The following is a 17,974-nucleotide window of genomic DNA, read 5'->3' as shown; positions in this document are numbered from 1 at the left end:
CGGCGCCCACACCGCTTATCGTGTGGACGTGACGCATGCCGACGAGAGCACCGCAGCGACCACGATTCCAGAGGAACACCGCGCGGACGTCGAGACGTTGTGGGAGTACCACAACATGCACCACGAACTCCGCCCGTGCGACGTCGGCATCGGCCTCGGCAGCCACGACCTGGGCGTGGCCATCATTGCCACCGACCTCTACCACCGCGGCATGTACCCGCTCCTCGTCTTCACCGGCGCCAACGCCCCGACGACGGTCGAACGCTTCCCACGCGGCGAAGCTGTGCACTATGCCGAGTACGCCATCGAACACGGCGTACCGGCCAGCGCGGTGTTGGTCGAGCCGGAAGCTACCAACACGCAGGAGAACTTCGAGCTGACCCGCAAGCTCCTCGACGACCGCGATATCACCGTGCGATCCGCGATCGTCATGTCCCGGCCATACCAGCAGCGCCGCGCCTACGCGACCGCCAAGAAGCTCTGGTCCGAACTCGATGTCATCTGCGCCTCAAACCTGCTGGACCTAAACACCTACGTGCGCAGCATCGGCGACGTCAACAAGGTCATCAGCATGCTCGTCGGCGACACCCAACGCATTCAGGTCTACGCCCAAAGGGGCTTCGCCATCCCTCAGGAAGTTTCCGCCAACGTCGTAGCGGCCTACGAACGCCTCGTCCGCGCTGGATACACTAGTCGGCTCCTTTGACCGCGTGACCGACAGCTCGCGCCGGGCTAGTCTTTCGTTCTCTTTGAATCAAGCAACTCTTGGCGATCGAACGTCTCTTGTTGGATCGCATAGTCGGCAATCGCCTTAACCAGTGAGCCCATCTGCATGATGGCACAAGAGATTGTGAAGATTGCACCTGCGAAGCTCCAACTTGATCGCCCGCAGTGACTGCAGTCGACCATCGCCAGGTCGCCAGCAACCGCAATGTACAACAGGCTTGCCACTGCCGCCGTTAACTGTGTTGACATCGTCCACAGAAAAACAAAGACCAAGTCGCCGTAGGAGGATCGAAAACCGTTTCCGTAGTCGACACCAGACGTGTCAGCACCGGGTTCCGGCACTGCACGGAAGCCCTCGGCACCATTTGCAATCCGCATCTTCGGCGCACCGGGGCCATTAACAATCATGGCGAGATAAAGAGAGGTTTTCGGTATTGCCAAGGCGAGGACCGTAGCGGCTGTTCCCGCCCCGAATCCGAGTGCGGTGAACGCCAGTACACCGGTTGCAAAGTCTTTAACCTGAACCTTTGTTAGTGCGGGGATCCAGCCAAGCCGAAACGAGACAAAAGTTAAGACTCCTGCGATAACTGCACTAATTACGATGTTTCGGTGAAGAAGCGTATCGCCGAGGCGCCGCCCGAGATGGCGTCGGCTGAAGCCCAAGAGGCGAACGCTCTTAGCGCGCTTCGTGGTGACCATGTCTTGACTCTACGCCGAGGGTACGACAGTTTTGTTGATCATCGCTCAGCCTCGGATCGCTCGCCCCGTTCGCGGATCAGAGCCTGCGCCCGCTCAGCCAACTCAATTTCGGCGGCGAAGACGATCTCATCTTCCACGTCGCGCGCAAGGGTCGCTTCTACATCTACGGTTGCCTGCAACTGATGCTTTTCTAGGGTGAGAGAGCTGTCCGCGCGATCATCTTCCTTCCGGCCGAAAATTTTAACGTTGCGAATGTTTGCTAGCCCGTTCGAGACGTGCTCTCGAATGACCTGGATTATACCGCCGACCTTTTCTAGAGATTGCCCTTTTGCGGCGACCACCGCCACTTGAGCCTTCTGTCCGCCAGAATCTGCCGCCAACTCGGAAAGCATGTCGTTGTTGTCATCCCAGTCGAAATTCGGGCGGCCAACCTCGATTACGGCTTCACGAATCCGGGTGAACCGATCCAACTCTTCTTCAAAAGAGGGGCTAGGAAGCGGGCTGATGTCGAGTGTAACGCGATCCATGAGACCGCGTTCACGAACAACCTTAGAGAAATATCGTTCGAGATTCGTTGCGCCGACTCCCCGGCGCGTACCCTCGACAATAATCACTCGCGATTCTGGCACGATTGCTACATGGGTTGCTGACGCTAGCCATGTTCCGTCGGGAGTGGTAGCAATGGCCAATTCACCTGTCTCGTCGTTGTACAGCAAGGGAACCTCTTCGGGATTCCCACTTGCGAACCGAACCGTAATGATCCCGCCCTGAATGAGCACACGATTCACGGCGATAACGAGCTCGCGGTGTATCTGGATGCGTAGCGCGCTTTGAGGTAAGGTGAAAATCCTACTAAAAAAGTCAACATAGTCGACTACACCGTCCTGGGTGCGCGCATGTATGACGTACGCTCGTACCCATCGGATCTGTCGGGCCACGTCGCCTCCTCTGTCGAGAGGCCAGATTAGCGTATTGACCTGATGGAATCTCATCGGTAGGGACGACCGCCGCGTCTGCATAAGTCGCCTTTGCGCCACCCGACCGGATGGTTCTTGAACCAGAAGCTTGTCGGCCCTTGATAGGTTATGTCTAGTCCCGCCACATGCTTGACGGATCTGTCCCAGCACATGCGCGACAACCGGCCTTGGTTGCTCGGCCATCTCGGTTACGGTCGGTGATGCCTGAGCGCCTGTGGCCGCTCACTCACATGCCGATGTCCGTGCGTATGAGGTCAGCTTGATGAGTCGTACACCCACTGCAGTGCGACATCGGGCTTCATGCGCAGCCACAGCGTGGCTGCCGGCGCTTCGTCCGGAAATTCGACCCGAAGCAGTCCTCGACCCTTTGCTCGGTCGACCCCGACGGTACGAACGCCAGTCAATTGAAGACACACCAGGTCCGCACCGCCAACTGCGGCTCGCATCCGCAGTTTGACCTGCTCATAGCCCGGTTCGATGTTCAACTCGATCTCATATCCGTCCCGTACAGCCTCGAACTTCGCCGAGGTGTACGGCCACGGAGAGCGCCACCCGTACGCGCCCTCCGTCCAACCTCCGCCGTCCGCGTCCATGTAGGTCGGCTCAGCTTCAAACAGCCAGACCAGATCCTCGAAGCTCGGGAGAGGTTCCATGACCACGACGAAATACTCACACATCCCCACGCGCCGCCGCGGCCTTGGTGCACGCTCATGCCGCGACCCTCGTGCCGATCAGGGTGCCGCGATCTCGTCTGCTAGAACACGGGCCGAAGGTGTTGCGGTAGACGGCCGCCGGATCGCGTCGACGGGCGGGCGAGGCCGGGACGGTTCTGGCAGGGACGGTCCCGGCCGAGGTCTCGGCAAGGGGATTTCCGGTTGGACCCATGCTCGAGAGGGTTGCGGTCGGGGCGTCGATCCGGACCGGGACGTCGCCGTCCGGTTCGATGTCTGGCCAATGGGTGCGAGCCAATCCTGTTCCACGGGGTACAGACGATTGAACCGCCGCAGCGTGCCGACCAGTTCAGGGATGCGGTCCGAGGGTGATGCGCCGACGTGTGGATAGGCAAACCGTTGTCAGCACTTCGAACTGCCTGAGTCCCGGTACCAACTGCTGCGGTTGGGTCGCCGGCGCAGGGCGGTCAAGTATCCGGCGCAGGATCGTGTGTACCTTGCCATGACTTCAGTGTTTCGATTTTACCCAAAGCACGCGGCGGCCACTCAGGTCGTGGTCTACGCGACTAACAGGCTCCGGCTGCGGCGTGGCTCGGTTCTCCGCCCGTCTTTCCCAGAGTTCTGCGGTGTCCGTAAGGTCATATTGGCGCAGGAGTTGAGCTAGACCTGCAAGGTCGCCTTGTTCGATATGCGATGTGGCCTCAAAAATTGGGCTGTCTACTGCGTTTAGAGTGTTGTCGTTGGCGAGGGCATCCAGGATTACGATCGCATCGATTTCGTTGGCGCCGGGTTGGACTCTCGGACTCTTAAGCAGAGGTCGTAGCGTTTCAAAAAGAGTATCGATGAGGACCTTCAAATCGAGGCCGAGCACCAAGACTTCGCAAGTAATGCAGACGCTGAGCCTTAGGCACATTCGCGCAAGGGCCAGCAGTTGATTGCTGTTATTGAACTGGTCGGCATTGACTTCCCCAGAGCGCAAGGCGTGGTTAAACCTTAGTTCAATGCCGGGGTGAGCTGACACCGACGCAGCGGAGATACAGCTCAAAAATTGGGGGTCATCCGAAGTGACATTGTCCGCCAGCGTATGCCAGATTTCCTCGGGAATTGTCGCAAGATCCGCAAAGAATATCGGTTGCGACTCATCGTCATGCCCCTCGGAATCGTGCGACCACTTCGACTGAACGTAGTCGACCAGATAATCAAACGCGATATAGCGATCGTCGTCCGCATTAGTGATGCAGGAACTTGCACCGTGAACCCGCTGCGTCGCCCATTCGAGCGCAGCACGAAAGTCGACATTAGAAAGGCGTCGCGCGTCCCTGCGCTCCAGATATGCGACGCACGCCTCCTTGATCCATTTTCGAGGAATCGGGCCCAGGTAACCGGCACGCCGGAAGTCGATCGTCGCTGAGACGACCGCGGCACCGCGAACGTTGACGCCATCCCGACCTGAAAGCCACCTGTCAACCACTGCTGGTCCCGCTGAGAGGAACTCAGCAAGACCTGATCCGTCTTGGGCAGCCAAGGCTGCCGATACCCTCGGGTCGTCGCGGCAAGCTGCTGCAGCTGATCGTTCAGCAGCGCTTAGTTGCCGATCTAGGCGAACCGTCCGCGACAGGGCCAACGTTCGCCGAACATCCATTGCGAAAGCCCCTCGAATATCTGCCTGCTCCGGGTGTACTCCGAGTGCCTGTTTGGCCTGTGATCGAAGGGTGCAAAGAACCGCCGTTGCAGTTTGCCCAGGTAGGCAAACTGCGCGAATGAGAGATCCGTCAACTCCGTTCACTGACAAGAAGCGCTCACAGTCGTCGAGCCACACAATCGACCCAGAGAAATCGTACCCCAGATCCAAGAGTCGTCTAAGAACAATGCCATCTTTCGGCAAAACGAGTCGATCGAATTTGCCTCGCGCAATAGCACGGCACGCAGCCTCGTAGGCTGTCCTGGTCTTTCCAGAAGCCGAGTTTCCCTCAACAATGACGAGACCGCCGGCGTCGAGAAGAGAGTCAATTTGGGAGTCTGCCGATCTCGGCGTATATGTCGGCAACTGTGGTTGACCAGCAACCTCAATCGCTGGATGGATTCCGAGGTCGGCAATTGGATCGTAACTTGCAATCTTCGAGTCGAAGAAATCTCCGCGTCTGCGTAGGGCTGCAACATCGAGAACCTCTTTAATAAGCGGGTCGCTTACCAGAATCCTGAGACTTTCAATGTTACCCGCGGCAATGCCCCCATAGCTGGCTGCATTGTGGTGCGCGAACTCGGTGGCCGGACGTTCGCCGGAATCGGTCAGGCCTCGCTCCGACCCGGCGTGAAAGGGTTTCCAGTTTGAACAGGACCATTGATCACGCCAGCAGCGACCCCGCCCGTGTTGGACGAATTGACCACGTTGCCCCCGACTATCATTGAATTGCTCTGAGAAGTAGTCGAGTTTAAGACACCCTTACTGTGAAGATCTTCCGCAAGAAGCGCCAACTCCGGTGCGAGATTTGGATACTCCTCAATAAGATCCGCCACCCGCGTACGCCATGCCTCCGCTTGGACTTCCCGCGCTCGGTCTAGGTCCTCACCTGCTAGCGCCTGCAGGTCGCTGCGCGTGGCGTCAAGTCGGGCTTCGATGACTGCGGACTGTTCCGGACGGGCCATCGAGAAGAGTCGTACAAATTTGGATCTTACCGCTTGCCATGCGTCAGTCGTTGCAGCTTCAACTAGGCCGGTCCCTGCCAGGGTAGCGAGCGTTGCCAAAGCGTCCGTTAGCGCCACTTGTCCTCCTGCAATCCTGAGCAGTCAGTTGCCATTGAAGCAGCAACGCGCAACAGCATCTACTGGCCGCCTCGGTGGTGTGTCGGTCAGCCGATCAAGCAAAAGCAACGAGATCGTCCCGCGTCGGTAACGTCCCGACCCTCTGGGCCATCTGATTGTTGCTGCCGAATTTGTCCGTACTAGATCAAGGCGCCTTCGGCGCAGCCCGCGGTCAGCCGGCTCGGCGTGCAAGCGGCGCCCACGCTTCGCGCCGGCGCCGTAAGCCCGCCGGCCGGAAGCCCACGCGCGGGCCGTCCGCAGCAGCACTAGATATGAGCCCAGCGAGCTTCCGGGCCGTCGATGGTTCCGCAGTTCTTGGACCCCGGTCCGCCGGGCTACATACCGCCGCTCCCGCGGACACCGGTCGCTTCGCTCCCTGCCAGCTGCGCGCCCAGTTGCGCTCTTTGCCTCCGGCGGGGCCTCCAGCCGGGGGCCTCAGGGTTCCGGTGGGCGCCCCTCCGCACCCCGCCGTCCAGGCAAAGCCAACGGGCCGGCGACGGGGGCCGCCGAGCGTGATCGCGGACGTCGCGGTCCGTACTCACGAGGGCAGCCCCCGCCGCCGGCCCGTTCCTCGGAAGGTGGACGACGGGTATACGGAGGGGCTTGGGGGGGCCGATCAGGACGAGGCGCGGCGCGCGGCCAACGCATCGGTGTCGAGGCGAATTACGAACGGGCCGTCAGACGTCAGCGTCTGTCCGGGGCCAGCCACCGCGTGCTCGACGTAGTGCTCACCCTCCAGGCGCAGGAGACGCAGCGTGACCGAGGACGGCACCTCCGGCTCGACCAGCAAGTACCAGTCGATCCGCGCGGCCGCGTACAGCTGGAGCTTCACCAACCGGTCAGTGCCCGCGTTGCTGGGCGAGACGACCTCGCCGACCATGGCCACGTCAACCGCGTTGATCATCGTCCCCTCATCAACATCCGACACCACGAGATCGGGGATGACGATCCGCCCCGTTCCCAGGCGAACGTTGACCGCCTCCAGGACCAACAGCCCGGCCTCCGAAGCACCGACGTCGAGGGCGTTCGCGATGCGGCGGGACAGGATCTGGTGCCGAATAGCCGGCGCCGGACTCACCAGCAAGCTCCCATCGATCAACTCGACCCGGTTCGGCGTCTCGCCGAGCGCGAAGTACTCGTCCTCACTCCACGGCCCGACGTGCTCCAGCACGCTCACGCTCATCGGCGACTCACCTCCACACGCATGCTCCCACCAGCGTCCCATGAGCACTGCCCCGGCGACGACAGGCGGCCACCCGCCTGGGAGAAATCTGGGAGACGATCTTGCGAAACCGGCCCTCGAAGCCCGATACGGACCAACGCGCACCAACGCCTTGACCCGCAGTTTCGCAAGATCGCACTACCCAGACATGCCCATTTACCTAATTCGGGACGAAGAGGCCGTCGGTTCAAATCCGGCTACCCCGACTTCGTGAAACACCAGGCCAGGGCCGGTTTCCTCACCGCGAGGGACCGGCCCTGAGTCGTCTCCCAGGCCCGTTTGGGAGACGACTTTGCTCCTTCGCTCAGCAGGTCGTCGAGCACCCGCACCGGCGAGCTGGACCGGATCTCGCGCCGGGCGTCCAGAGGTTTGTCAGGCCGCCCCTGAGCCGCTCCCGCATCTCCGGGTGGCGTGGGAGTACCGCGCCTGCACTGAACCATCCAGGTGGCCCAGCTGCTCGTCCATCAGCACCGGAGGAGTACCCAGCTCGATCATGAGCGTTTCCCCAGAGGGTGGACGACGGGTAACGGCGGGCCTGAAGAGATACAGCCAGCGCGCGCTACTCGTGGTGGTACCGGCACTGAGCAATCTGCACCGTGTCGTCGGCGATCCGGTACACCAGACGGTGCTCGTGATCGATTCGGCGCGACCAGAAGCCGGACCAGTTGCCGGGCAGTTGCTCCGGCTTGCCGATGCCCTGATAGCCGTTTCGCCGGATGTTCTCGATCAGCGCGTTGACCCGTCTGAGCATCTGCCGGTCCTGCTGCCAGCTGAGGTAATCCTCCCAGCCTCGGGAGGCGAACTGCACCTTCACGCGGCGGACGCGGACGACTCGTCGGGGTCGATCAGATCGTGAACCTCGCCGCCCCCGTTGCGGAGTTCTTCCACGGCCTCGTTGAGCCGGCGGGCGTTGGCCGGGCTGGCCATCAGATACGCCGTCTCCTTCAGCGACTCGTACTCGCGCAGGGAGATGATTACCGCAGCCTCACGGCCCGATCGGGTTACCACGACCTCCTCGGCGTCGTCGACGACGTGATCGAGCACCTTGGCCAGGTTCTGCCGAACCTCTGAGTACGTGACCGTGCGCATCGCGCCTCCCCTGAAGCTTACGTACAGGAAATTGTACAACCCGACGGGTTGAGCGTCAGGTGGCGACGCGGTTTACTGCGCAGGAGCTTGTCGATCCGGCCGACGCTGGGCTCCCGGATACGCACAGATTCGCGAAGGGCGGGGTCCGCTGCGTGGCGGCGACCGTGCCGGCGCGCTCCAACATCAGGTACACGAGTTCACCGCGGGCGCGGCGGGTCAGTTGGGCGGTACCGCTACCAGGGTCTCGCTCAGTGTCCGGGCCACCGACCAGTGCACGAGGTTCCGGGTGACCAGCTCGTCGACCGAGGCCAGCGGGCCGCGCATGTGCCGGTCGGCGATTATCCGCCGGGCGTCGTCCGGCCCGATCCCGTGCAGCGACCCGATGATGGTCTCCGGGGCGGTGTTGATGTCGACGAGGCCGCCGTCGTCGAACGTGCGCGGCAGGTCGGGCCGCCCGATGCGCAGCTCACGCGCGATCGACGGGTGGTGGTTGACGAGCTGCCGCGCCTGCTCCCGCCGTACCCTCTGGGCCAGCTCGACCGCGGCGGACGGCTCCGGAAGGCGGCCGGGCGGGCGGATGGTGATGAGTGCGCCGGCCAGCGAGCCACCCACGGTCGCCACGAGGAGGGCGAGCACCCCCACGCTCGCCCAAGTCCCGGCTTCGTCCTGCGGCCCGTCCAACTCCATGGCCGTTGCGAAGAACACCAGCAGCGCGAGGAACGCCGCCGCGACGAGGCCCAGCATCCGGCTGCGGTAGCGGATGGCGAGGACGCCGACGACCGCCCAGCTCGTCAACCCGCACGTCAGCAGCGGTATGGCGCTCGCGATGGTGCAGGCCAGCCAGACCGGAAAGCGATCGGATCGTGGTGCGGCGGGCGGCGGCATGGCGGGCAGCAGTACAGCGGGCTGCAGCACGGCGGGCGGTTGGTGCTGGTGGCCGTTGACCGCCAGACGTGGCGGTTCGGGCGCGGCCAGTGAGGGCTCCGCGCGCAGGATCCCGCGGTGGAGCTCCTGCAGCCGCTCGCTGGGTTCGACGCCGAACTCGTCGGCGAGCAGCTGGCGGGCGTCGCGGAACGCGGCCAGCGCCTCCGGCTGCCGGCCGCACCGGTAGAGCGCCAGCATCGACAAGTATCGCAGCTCCTCACGCAAGGGAAACTCGACGACCAGCTCGGCGAGCCTCGGTACGAGCTGGGCGTGGTGGCCGCGCTCCATCTCCAGTGCCGCCCAGGACTCCAGAGCGGTCGCCCGGCTCTCGGCGAGCCGGTCCCGGGTCGCGTCGAACGGCGCGCCGGACAACCCGGCAAGCGCGCTGCCTCGCCAGAGTCCCAGCGCGCGCTGCAGCAGCCCGCTGGCGTCGGCGAGCCGGCCCTCCGCTCGCGCGGCTTGCGCCTGCTGCAAATGGCTGTGGAAGACGTCGGCATCCAGCCGCTCCGGGCCGACCGAGAGCTGGTATCCAGCGTCGGTCAAGGCGAGCAGGCTGCCCGGGCTTCGCGGCGACCGGTCCGGCTCCAGCACCCGCCGCAGCCCGGCCACGTACTTCTGCACCACGTTCGCGCCGTTCTCCGGCGGCTCCGCCTGCCACACCGTGTCCACAATCTGCGCCGTCGGGACCGGCCGGTTCGCGTTGATCAGGAGCGCGGACAGCACTGCCCGCTGCTTCGCCGGCCCGAGGTCGAGTTCCGCCTCGCCCCGCCAGGCGCGCACAGGCCCGAGAATCTCAAAACGCGGCAGCTCTTGCCCGTCCGGCGTCCCGGCCACCCCGACCTCCCCATGCCGCCGGACAGTCTACGGGTGGCTTGGCAGACCCTCCAGCCAGGTACAACCCGCCGACGGCAGTGCGATCGCAGTGCCCGGCAGCGCGACGGCAGTCGGTCGACAGCGGGCTCCTTGACGATGTGTCGGCGGCCGACGGTCGCCTGAGAGAACGATCCATGAGAGGGACGAATGCTGTCCAGATTCATCGTCGGTTCGGTGCTCGGCACCGCCCTGGTCGCCACGCTGACCGGCTGCTCGGCCGCCGGTACGGCGGCCGGTGGGTCGACGGCCGTGCCTGCCTCGTCCGCAGCGTCTCCGGCGCCGGAACCCGCAACGGTGCTGGCCGCCGCGGTCGCCAAGACCACCGGGGTCAACCTGAAGGTGGTCCTCGCCGGCGACAAGGCCGAAGAGAACTTGACGGGTAGTTACGACGCGAAGCAGAAAATCGGGTCGATCGCGCAGGCATCGGGCACCGATCGCATGACGATCATCGCCACCCCCGACGACCTGTACCTCGCCGGCATGAGCGATTTCAAGGGCAAGACCATGCACCTGAAGATCGCGAAGCTCGACGCGAAGAGCCCGCTCGCCATGTTCGCCGACGTCCTGGCGCCGCTGACTTTGCTGACCGGCGTCAAGGACGTCAGCTTGACCGCGCCGGGCTCGTTCACCGGCACCCTGGACCTGACGAAAGCGCAGGGCGCCACGGCCGGCTCGCAGAAGTTCCTCGACTACGTGCTGGCGACCGCGGCCGACCGGGCCAACACGGTGAAGTTCACCGCGTCGGTCAACGAGCAGGGCTACCTGACCGAGTTCGACGCCACGCTGCCCAAGATCGACGACGGCAAGGACGGCGAGTACGACCTGAAGTTCTCGGACTTCGGCTCGCCGGTCACCATCACGAAGCCGACCGGCTCGAAGGTGGTCGAGGCACCCGCCGCCATGTACAGCTAGCAGTGAGCTGCGTGCGCATCGGCGCCACGGGGGCACCGATGCGCACGCTCAGCCACCTCAGGGCCAGGTCGCGGACGTCGCCGAGGAACTCTGCGCGGGCCTCGACGGGCGGCTCGCCGACGCCGGCGTGCCGACCCGGGTCCTGATCGACCCCAGCGCCACCTCAAACCCGCGCTCGTCCTCGCCCAATGGCCCCCGATACAGTGCATGACATCGCCGGACACATCAAGGAGATTCGTTGGCTCCGCGTCGCGCCGCGCCGCGCAACCGTGCATCCGCGCTGGCGTCCCTCACACTCGCCGAGAAGGGCGAACTGCTCGGCCGGTTCCTCACCGCCCAACCCGAACTGCGTGAGCAGGTCGAGGAGCTGGCCCGGCTCCAGTTGATCGAACAGGACCGGGACTCGATCGCCTCGGACATCGAGGATGCGCTGAACGCCCACGACATCGACGAACTCAACAGCCATGCGGGCTACCATCCCGGCCGGGGCTACGTCGACCCGGGTGAGGCGGCCGACGAGATCCTCGACGAGGATCTCCAGCCGTTCCTCGACGACCTCGCCCGCCGCGCCGAACTCGGCTTCACAGCAGCGGCCGCCCAGATCGCAGCCGGTATCCTCTGCGGACTCTATGCGTGCCGGGAAGCCAATTCCGAAACGCTGCTGGAGTACACCCCCGACTACCCGGTCGAGCGCGCACACGTCGTGATCGACCAGTGCACCAAGCTCGGCGTGACGCTGCCCGTTGATGACCTCCTCGACGAGGTGCCGGAGTGGGCCGGGCTGCTGCCTGCGACAAGGGCAGGGTGACGTTCAGGTGGAGGATCGGGTCGCCAGGGTTGGGGGCTCGGCGGGCGGCTGGTGACGACGGCGCGTCGGCGGAGCCGCTCATGCCGAGCGCGCCGAACTCCGCCAGGACCGCCAGTGCTCGTCTCACGTCGCGGTCGCGGCGTCGGCTCACAGCCCGCTCGCCTGTGGCCCACTCGACCACCGCAAGTTCCTCGCTGGTTCTGGTACGGAACACCCGGCCCCCAATCGTCGGGGCGATGACGTCGCCGTGCCAACCCGGCGGCCCGGCCGACATCAACCAACCCGGCCGCAGTATCCGCCCGCCGGACCCGACCCGGCCGCCCGGTAGGGTGACGGGTCGTGCCGGAGACATTGACCGCCCGCGACCGGGCTATTGCGCTTGAACAGGATGCGGCGCGGTATCCCGAGGAACGGGGCGAGATCCTGCTGGAGGCCGCCGACCAGTGGGAACAGGCCGGCGAACCCGACCGCGCCGTCGCACTGTGGCATGAACTGATCGACGCCGGGGGCGAGGACGCCGGCTACGCCCGCTACGGCCTGGCCGAGCTGTACTTCGAGCAGGACCGCGACGCCGAGGCGCAGGAACACCTACGAGCGCTGGAGGACGGTCCGGTGGCTGCCGGCCCGGCGGGCCTGGTGGCCGAACTGCTGGCAGGACGGGGCGACAACGAGGCCGCACTGCGCTGGTTCAACCGGGCCATCGCCACCCTCGGCGTGGACCAGGTGGCAGCGATCGGCGAGCCCGGCGGCAGCCCGTCGCTACACACGCCGTTGTTCTTCGGCCGGCAACGCTGCCGGCGCGCGTTGGGGCTGCCCGCCGACGACTGGGACCGCGTCGCGGACGTAGCCGAGCAGAACCGTCTGGAGTTCGGCCGGCTGCTGGAACGAGCGGCCCGCGCCTACAGCCGCCGAGGCCCGATGGATGCCACGATGCTGGTCTGGCAGCGGGACGAGCAGGAGCGGGCTTCCCGCCGGTGGCCGTCGGTGTTCCCACCCGACACCATCGGCCATCACCCGGGGGTGGAGCGGCGGCTGCACCGGATGACCCGGGAGGAAGGCCTGGCGAAGGTCACGCTGATTCTCGGCTCGGTTGACGGGTTCGCGGCCTACCTCGACGAGAGCGGCGGGGATCCGGCTGAGGAGAAGGTTCGCCTGGCCTATGCCGAGCGGGCACGCACGCAGGGGCGGCACATGTCGTGGCCGCCAGGCCGGAATGAGGCATGCTGGTGCGGCTCCGCGCGCAAGTACAAGAAATGCTGCGGCGACCCTCGAAACCGGTCCTGAACCCGGTCGGCCAGCCGGTGCTCGGCGGCAACCTCACGTCGCCGCGGAAAGGGACGAACGGGCCCCGGGGCGAGCCGGGCAGCGGACGCCAATGACCAGGCGTGTCTCCCGATGGGCCAATAACGCGCGAAGATCTCAGCGGGGGGCCGAAAAGGCCGATCAAGCTGGCGATGAACGTGCAGGGCGGGCCGGCACCGGTGACACTGGATCCAGTCACCGGTGCTCATTCGCGCGCGGCCCTGGACACCGCCCTGTCCGACGTGGCCGGCAGCAGCCTCCTGCTGTTCGACGTGGACCACTTCAAGACTGTCAACGACGCGTTCGGGCACCTGCGCGGCGACGTGCTGCTGCGCCAGCTCGCCGAGCGGATCATGGAGCTGATCCGGGCCGACGACACGCTGTTTCGCTACGGTGGCGACGAGTTCGTGCTGCTGCTGCCCGGCACCGCGGCCGACGAGGCGCTGCGCCTGGCGATCCGGCTCACCGACGAGGTGCGCGCCCGCGAGTTCGCCGGGACGCCGCCGCTGCACCTGTCGATCAGCCTCGGGGTGGCCTCCTGCCCGGCCGACGGCACCGACGGCGAGACCCTCATCGCCGCCGCCGACCGCCGCAACTACCTGGCCAAGCGGCGCGGCCGCGGCCAGGCGGTCGGCGACGACATCGAGACGGACTCGGCCGCCGGGTCGTCGCGCCTGTGGGAGCGCGACGCCGCGCTCAGCACCACGCAGGAGTTCATGACCCGCGTCGCGGCGGGGCTGCGCGGGGCGCTGCGAATCGCGGGCCCCAAGGGGGCGGGCCACACGCGGTTCCTGCGGGAGGTCGCGCAGATCGCGCGGCTGCGCGGGTTTCAAACCGAAATCTCCAGCGGTACCGCGAGCAGCGGCGAAAAGCCGGTGATCCTGCTCGCCGACGTCGGCGAGGCCCGGCCCGTGCTCGGTGACGCCGCGGCGATCGTCTACGCCGGCACCGAGCTGCACGGTACCACCGCTGGCACGGGGCTGCCGGAGACGGTCGTCGAGCTCACCCCGTGGTCGCCGGCCACGCTGCGGATCTGGCTGCGCATCGCGCTCACCGGGGAGCCGACCCAGGCGCTGCTGGACCGGCTCGTCGAGCGCTCCGGCGGCCTGCCGGCCCGGGCCGAGGCCGAGCTGCAGCGGCTTCGTACGCAGGGCGAGCTGGTCGCCGCCGGGGACGGCACCTGGGGCGTGAAGCCCGCCGCGCCGAAGCGCCGCCGCAGCCGCCTGCCGGTGCCGATGACGAAGCTGGTCGGCCGGGACCGCGAGACCGCCCGGGTCGCCGGGCTGATCCGCGACGGGCGCCTGGTGACGCTGGTGGGGCCGGGCGGCATCGGCAAGACCCGGCTGTCGCTGGCCGCGGCGGGGGCGGTGGCGGACGAGTACGCCGACGGGGCGGTGTTCGTGCCGCTGGCGGACACCAGGAACGCCGAGCTGCTCACGGCCGCCCTGGCCCGCGCCCTGTACGTGGCCGAGCTGCCCGACCAGCGCCTGTTCGACACCGTGCTGGACCACCTGGCCGAGGCCGAGCAGCTGCTGGTGCTCGACAACTTCGAGCAGGTCGTCGACGACGGCGCGGCGCTGGTCAGCGACCTGCTGTCCGCCGCGCCCGGTGTGCGCGCCCTGGTCACCAGCCGCGAGCGCCTCTCGCTGTACGGCGAGCAGGTCTACCAGGTCCCCACGCTCGCCGACTCGCCCGCCGTGACGCTGTTCGAGCAGCGCGCGCGGGCGGTCGACGCCGACTTCGAGATCACCATCGACACCGCGCTGCCGGTCGCCCAGCTGTGCCGGCGCCTCGACGGCCTGCCGCTGGCGATCGAGCTGGCCGCGGCCCGCATCGACCGGTGGAGCCCGGACGAGCTGCTCGAGCACCTCACCGAGCACCTCGACCGGGAGCTGGACACGATCGGCGGCTCCGGCCCGCGCGACCGGCCGGCCCGCCAGCAGACCCTGCGCGGGGCGATCGACTGGAGCTTCGTGCTGCTCGACACCGAGGAGCAGCGGCTCATGACCGAGCTGTCGGTGTTCGCCGGCGGCTGGACCGGGGCGGCGGCGCTCGCGGTGACCTCGCCGGGCGGCGACCTGGACCTGCTGGAGAAGCGGCTCGCGGCGCTGGTCGACAAGCATCTCGTGGTACGCGACGACGACTCGCGGTACCACCTGCTGTCCACCATCCGCGCGTATGCGCGCAACCGGCTCGGCGACGAGCCCGGCCCCGCCGACCGGCACGCGGACTTCTACGCGGCGTTCGCCGAGGCCTCGGCGATCGGGCTGACCGGGCCCGAGCAGGTCGAGTGGACCGGCCGGATCGAGACCGACTACGAGAACGTCCGCGTGGCGTTCGGGCACGGCGACGCGCCGGCGAAGACGCGGATCTGCCTGGGGCTGTGGCGGTACTGGCGCAACGGCGCGCACATCGGCGAGGGCCGGGACTGGCTGGCGCGCGTCCTGGAAGCGCCTGGGCCGGTCGATGACGGCACGCGGGCGCGGCTGCTGCACGCGGCGGCGATCCTGGCCGCGACGCAGGACGAGCACGAGGTGGCGTACCGGCTCGGCGAGGAGAGCCTGCGCCGGGCGACGACGGCCGGCGACCGGGCCACGATCGGCCACGCCCGCAACGCGATGGGTATCGCGGCGATCGGCGGCGGCGACCACGCCTCGGCGACCGCGCACTTCGGCGAGAGCCTCGCGGTGTGGCGCGAGCTGGAGGTGCCGCAGGGCGTGGCCGCGTCGCTGGGCAACCTCAGCAAGGTCGCGCTCAGCCGGGGCGACCACGCGGCGGCGGAGGCGTACGCCCGCGAATGTCTCGGCCTGGAGCGCGCGGCCGGCAACACGCGCGGGATCCTCCTCGCGCTGGAGTGCGTCGGGCAGGCCCTGCTCGCCCGCGGCGACGTGGCCGGCGCCCGCGCGGCGCTGGACGAGAGCCTGGCACTGAGCCGGCAGATCGGCGACGCGTTCGGCGCGGCGATGGCCCAGCACCAGCTCGGCCTGGCCGCGCGGGCCGAGGGCGACCGGGCCGGGGCGCTGCGGCTGCTGGCGGCGGCCCTGGCGACCCGCCACGACGTCGGCGACCGGCTGGACCTGGCGATCTCGCTGGACGTGGTGGCGGCGATGCTCGCCGAGGACAACCCGGCGCACGCGGCCCGGCTCATCGGGGCGGCGGACGGGCTGCGCAGCCGGCACCGGCTGGCCGAGCCGCCGGACGGGCAGACGCTGCGCTCGCAGACGCTGCCGCTGATCGCCGCGCACCAGCGCGACCGGGCGGCCGGGCGGGCGGTCAGCCTCGACCATGTCGTGCAGAGCGTGGCGCACCTAAGCTCGTAGGCGTGCTCGACGCCTGGCAACGCATCTTTCCCGGCGAGGAGACCGTCGGCCGGGACCTGCTGGCCCGCTGGTCCCAGCCGCATCGGCGATACCACACCCTCGACCACCTGGCGCTGATGCTGGGCGTCATCGACGAGCACGCCGGCCTGGCCGACGACCCGGACGCGGTGCGCCTCGCGGCGTGGTTCCACGACGCGGTCTACGAGGTGCATGGCTCCGACAACGAGGAGCAGAGCGCGCGGCTTGCGGGTACAACCCTTGCCGCCCTTGGCTTTTCCGCCCCTCGCACGGCGGAGGTGGCGCGGCTCGTGCGCCTCACGGCCGGCCACGCCGTCGCCCCGGGCGATCGCAACGGGGCGCTGCTGGCCGACGCCGACCTGGCGATCCTGGCCGCGGCGAAGCCGGACTACGACCGCTACGCCGCGGCGGTGCGGGCCGAATACGCGCAGGTGCCGGACGAGGTGTTCCGGCCGGGGCGGGCCGCGATCCTGCGCAGGCTCGCGGACCTGCCGGAGCTCTTCCGGGTCGTACCAGCACGGGCGGAGTGGTCCGCCCGTGCGCGCGCGAACCTCGAGGCGGAGATCAGGACGCTTCTGGGTGCTCGGTGACGTTTTGCAGGTAGAGCGCCTCGCCGAGCTTCTCGATGAGCCCGAGCTGGGTCTCGAGGTAGTCCACGTGGTGCTCCTCGTCGGCGAGGATGCCCTCGAAAATGTTCGCCGAGGTCACGTCGCCGATCGAGCGCATGTACTCGATCCCGCGCCGCAGCCGGTCGACGGCCTCCATCTCGATCTGCATGTCGCACTTGAACTGCTCCGGCACCGTCTCGCCGATGCGCAGCGGGAGGAGCCGCTGGTAGTTGGGCAGGCCCTCCAGGAACAGGATTCGATCGGTGAGCACCTCGGCGTGCTTCATCTCGTCGATCGACTCGTGCTTGGTGTGCTTGGCCAGGATCGTGTATCCCCAGTTCTCCTGCATCTTGGCGTGCAGGAAGTACTGGTTGATCGCCGTGAGCTCGGCGGTGAGCTGCTCGTTGAGAAATTCGATGACTCGCGCGTCCCCTTGCATGCTGTGCAGGGTACGCCCTTTATGCCCGTTTCTAGGTAAAAACGGGTATCGCGCCGGCATTCTCCGTATCGATCAGATCGGCGATGCGATCCAGGCAGGTGCCACAACCGGTGCCCGCGCCACACTCGTCGCCGACGGCGTCCTCGGTGCGGGCGCCGGACTGTATGACCCGGCGGATCTCACACTCGCGAACGCGATGGCAGATGCAGACATACACGGCCGTCTCCTCGCTTAGCCTTACCTAAGCAAGGGTCACCTAAGAAGCCCCGGGAAACAACCCCTGACCTGCCTTTTTCTTTCCCGTCGACCCGGACAAATGCCGCGGTCGACGCAGCCCGGCGGCAACCAGGCGCTCGACGATCACCCGGGAGGGGACGGGCCGGGCGCCTAGCCACACGGCGATGCGCGCCCGGTCGGCGGACACGTCGTAGTGGTCGCGCTCGAACGCCCGCGCCGGCGCCCCGATCAGCTCGGCGAACGCGTGCAGTTCGGCGACCGACACGTCGCTGATGAGGTGGGCGAAGAGCCGCCCGTGAGCCGGCCACCGGGGCGTGTCGATGTAGAGCACAACCATTAGCGTGCCA

The 17,974-nt window shown here is 66.9% G+C and carries 17 protein-coding genes; 6 read left to right on the top strand and 11 right to left on the bottom strand.

Translation table 11 applies throughout. The features are described from left to right. Nucleotides 1-28 precede the first annotated feature (28 nt). Nucleotides 29-706, top strand: coding sequence for a YdcF family protein (locus ACQPY0_RS03740; RefSeq protein ID WP_432984635.1), 678 nt, complete (start codon nt 29-31; stop codon nt 704-706). A 26-nt stretch (nt 707-732) separates the two neighbouring features. Here the strand turns inward: ACQPY0_RS03740 and ACQPY0_RS03735 are convergent, their stop codons facing one another. The 8 genes from ACQPY0_RS03735 to ACQPY0_RS03700 form a co-directional block, all read right to left on the bottom strand. After that, nucleotides 733-1,425, bottom strand: a complete 693-nt coding sequence (locus ACQPY0_RS03735) for a hypothetical protein (protein ID WP_432984632.1) — start codon at nt 1,423-1,425, stop codon at nt 733-735. Between the two features lie 38 nt (nt 1,426-1,463). Next, complete coding sequence (locus ACQPY0_RS03730; protein WP_432984629.1) at nt 1,464-2,363, bottom strand: hypothetical protein; 900 nt, start codon at nt 2,361-2,363, stop codon at nt 1,464-1,466. Between the two features lie 293 nt (nt 2,364-2,656). Then, nucleotides 2,657-3,055 (bottom strand): hypothetical protein, encoded by a 399-nt coding sequence (locus ACQPY0_RS03725; RefSeq protein ID WP_432984626.1) that lies wholly within the window; start codon nt 3,053-3,055, stop codon nt 2,657-2,659. Nucleotides 3,056-3,581: 526 nt separating this feature from the next. Next, complete coding sequence (locus ACQPY0_RS03720; protein WP_432984623.1) at nt 3,582-4,544, bottom strand: hypothetical protein; 963 nt, start codon at nt 4,542-4,544, stop codon at nt 3,582-3,584. 1,947 nt (nt 4,545-6,491) lie between these two features. Then, complete coding sequence (locus ACQPY0_RS03715; RefSeq protein WP_432984620.1) at nt 6,492-7,058, bottom strand: Uma2 family endonuclease; 567 nt, start codon at nt 7,056-7,058, stop codon at nt 6,492-6,494. A gap of 598 nt (nt 7,059-7,656) precedes the next feature. After that, nucleotides 7,657-7,911, bottom strand: a complete 255-nt coding sequence (locus tag ACQPY0_RS03710) for a Txe/YoeB family addiction module toxin (RefSeq protein WP_432984617.1) — start codon at nt 7,909-7,911, stop codon at nt 7,657-7,659. After that, a complete protein-coding gene (locus ACQPY0_RS03705; protein WP_432984614.1) occupies nt 7,908-8,186 on the bottom strand; it encodes a type II toxin-antitoxin system Phd/YefM family antitoxin in 279 nt (92 codons plus the stop codon). The genes ACQPY0_RS03710 and ACQPY0_RS03705 overlap by 4 nt, the downstream gene beginning before the upstream one ends. Before the next feature lie 216 nt (nt 8,187-8,402). Beyond that, entirely contained in the window at nt 8,403-9,890 is a 1,488-nt protein-coding gene (locus tag ACQPY0_RS03700) for a BTAD domain-containing putative transcriptional regulator (protein WP_432984611.1), read from the bottom strand. A 240-nt stretch (nt 9,891-10,130) separates the two neighbouring features. Here ACQPY0_RS03700 and ACQPY0_RS03695 point away from each other — a divergent pair, with 240 nt between their 5' ends. From ACQPY0_RS03695 to ACQPY0_RS03675, 5 genes are all read left to right on the top strand, one after another. Then, nucleotides 10,131-10,895, top strand: coding sequence for a hypothetical protein (locus ACQPY0_RS03695; protein WP_432984608.1), 765 nt, complete (start codon nt 10,131-10,133; stop codon nt 10,893-10,895). 238 nt (nt 10,896-11,133) lie between these two features. Further along, complete coding sequence (locus ACQPY0_RS03690; protein WP_432984605.1) at nt 11,134-11,703, top strand: hypothetical protein; 570 nt, start codon at nt 11,134-11,136, stop codon at nt 11,701-11,703. A gap of 339 nt (nt 11,704-12,042) precedes the next feature. After that, entirely contained in the window at nt 12,043-12,987 is a 945-nt protein-coding gene (locus tag ACQPY0_RS03685) for an SEC-C metal-binding domain-containing protein (protein ID WP_432984602.1), read from the top strand. A gap of 197 nt (nt 12,988-13,184) precedes the next feature. Then, entirely contained in the window at nt 13,185-16,325 is a 3,141-nt protein-coding gene (locus tag ACQPY0_RS03680) for a diguanylate cyclase (RefSeq protein ID WP_432984599.1), read from the top strand. Between the two features lie 2 nt (nt 16,326-16,327). After that, nucleotides 16,328-16,933, top strand: a complete 606-nt coding sequence (locus ACQPY0_RS03675) for an HD domain-containing protein (protein WP_432984596.1) — start codon at nt 16,328-16,330, stop codon at nt 16,931-16,933. Here the strand turns inward: ACQPY0_RS03675 and bfr are convergent. Genes bfr through ACQPY0_RS03660 form a run of 3 tightly spaced genes read right to left on the bottom strand, consistent with a single transcriptional unit; the run spans nt 16,908 to nt 17,958 of the window. Continuing rightward, on the bottom strand, nt 16,908-17,390 hold the full coding sequence (gene bfr / locus ACQPY0_RS03670; protein ID WP_432984593.1) for a bacterioferritin: 483 nt from the start codon (nt 17,388-17,390) through the stop codon (nt 16,908-16,910). The genes ACQPY0_RS03675 and bfr overlap by 26 nt on opposite strands. Nucleotides 17,391-17,421: 31 nt before the next feature. Then, entirely contained in the window at nt 17,422-17,607 is a 186-nt protein-coding gene (locus ACQPY0_RS03665; protein WP_432984590.1) for a (2Fe-2S)-binding protein, read from the bottom strand. Nucleotides 17,608-17,646: 39 nt separating this feature from the next. Next, on the bottom strand, nt 17,647-17,958 hold the full coding sequence (locus ACQPY0_RS03660) for a DUF4031 domain-containing protein (protein WP_432984587.1): 312 nt from the start codon (nt 17,956-17,958) through the stop codon (nt 17,647-17,649). Nucleotides 17,959-17,974: the final 16 nt, after the last annotated feature.

Origin of the sequence: Dactylosporangium sp. CA-233914 (assembly GCF_050942935.1) — a bacterium.
Lineage (GTDB): Bacteria > Actinomycetota > Actinomycetes > Mycobacteriales > Micromonosporaceae > Dactylosporangium.
Note: the sequence above shows the minus strand (reverse complement) of the source record. Positions and strands in the feature narration are given on the sequence as shown.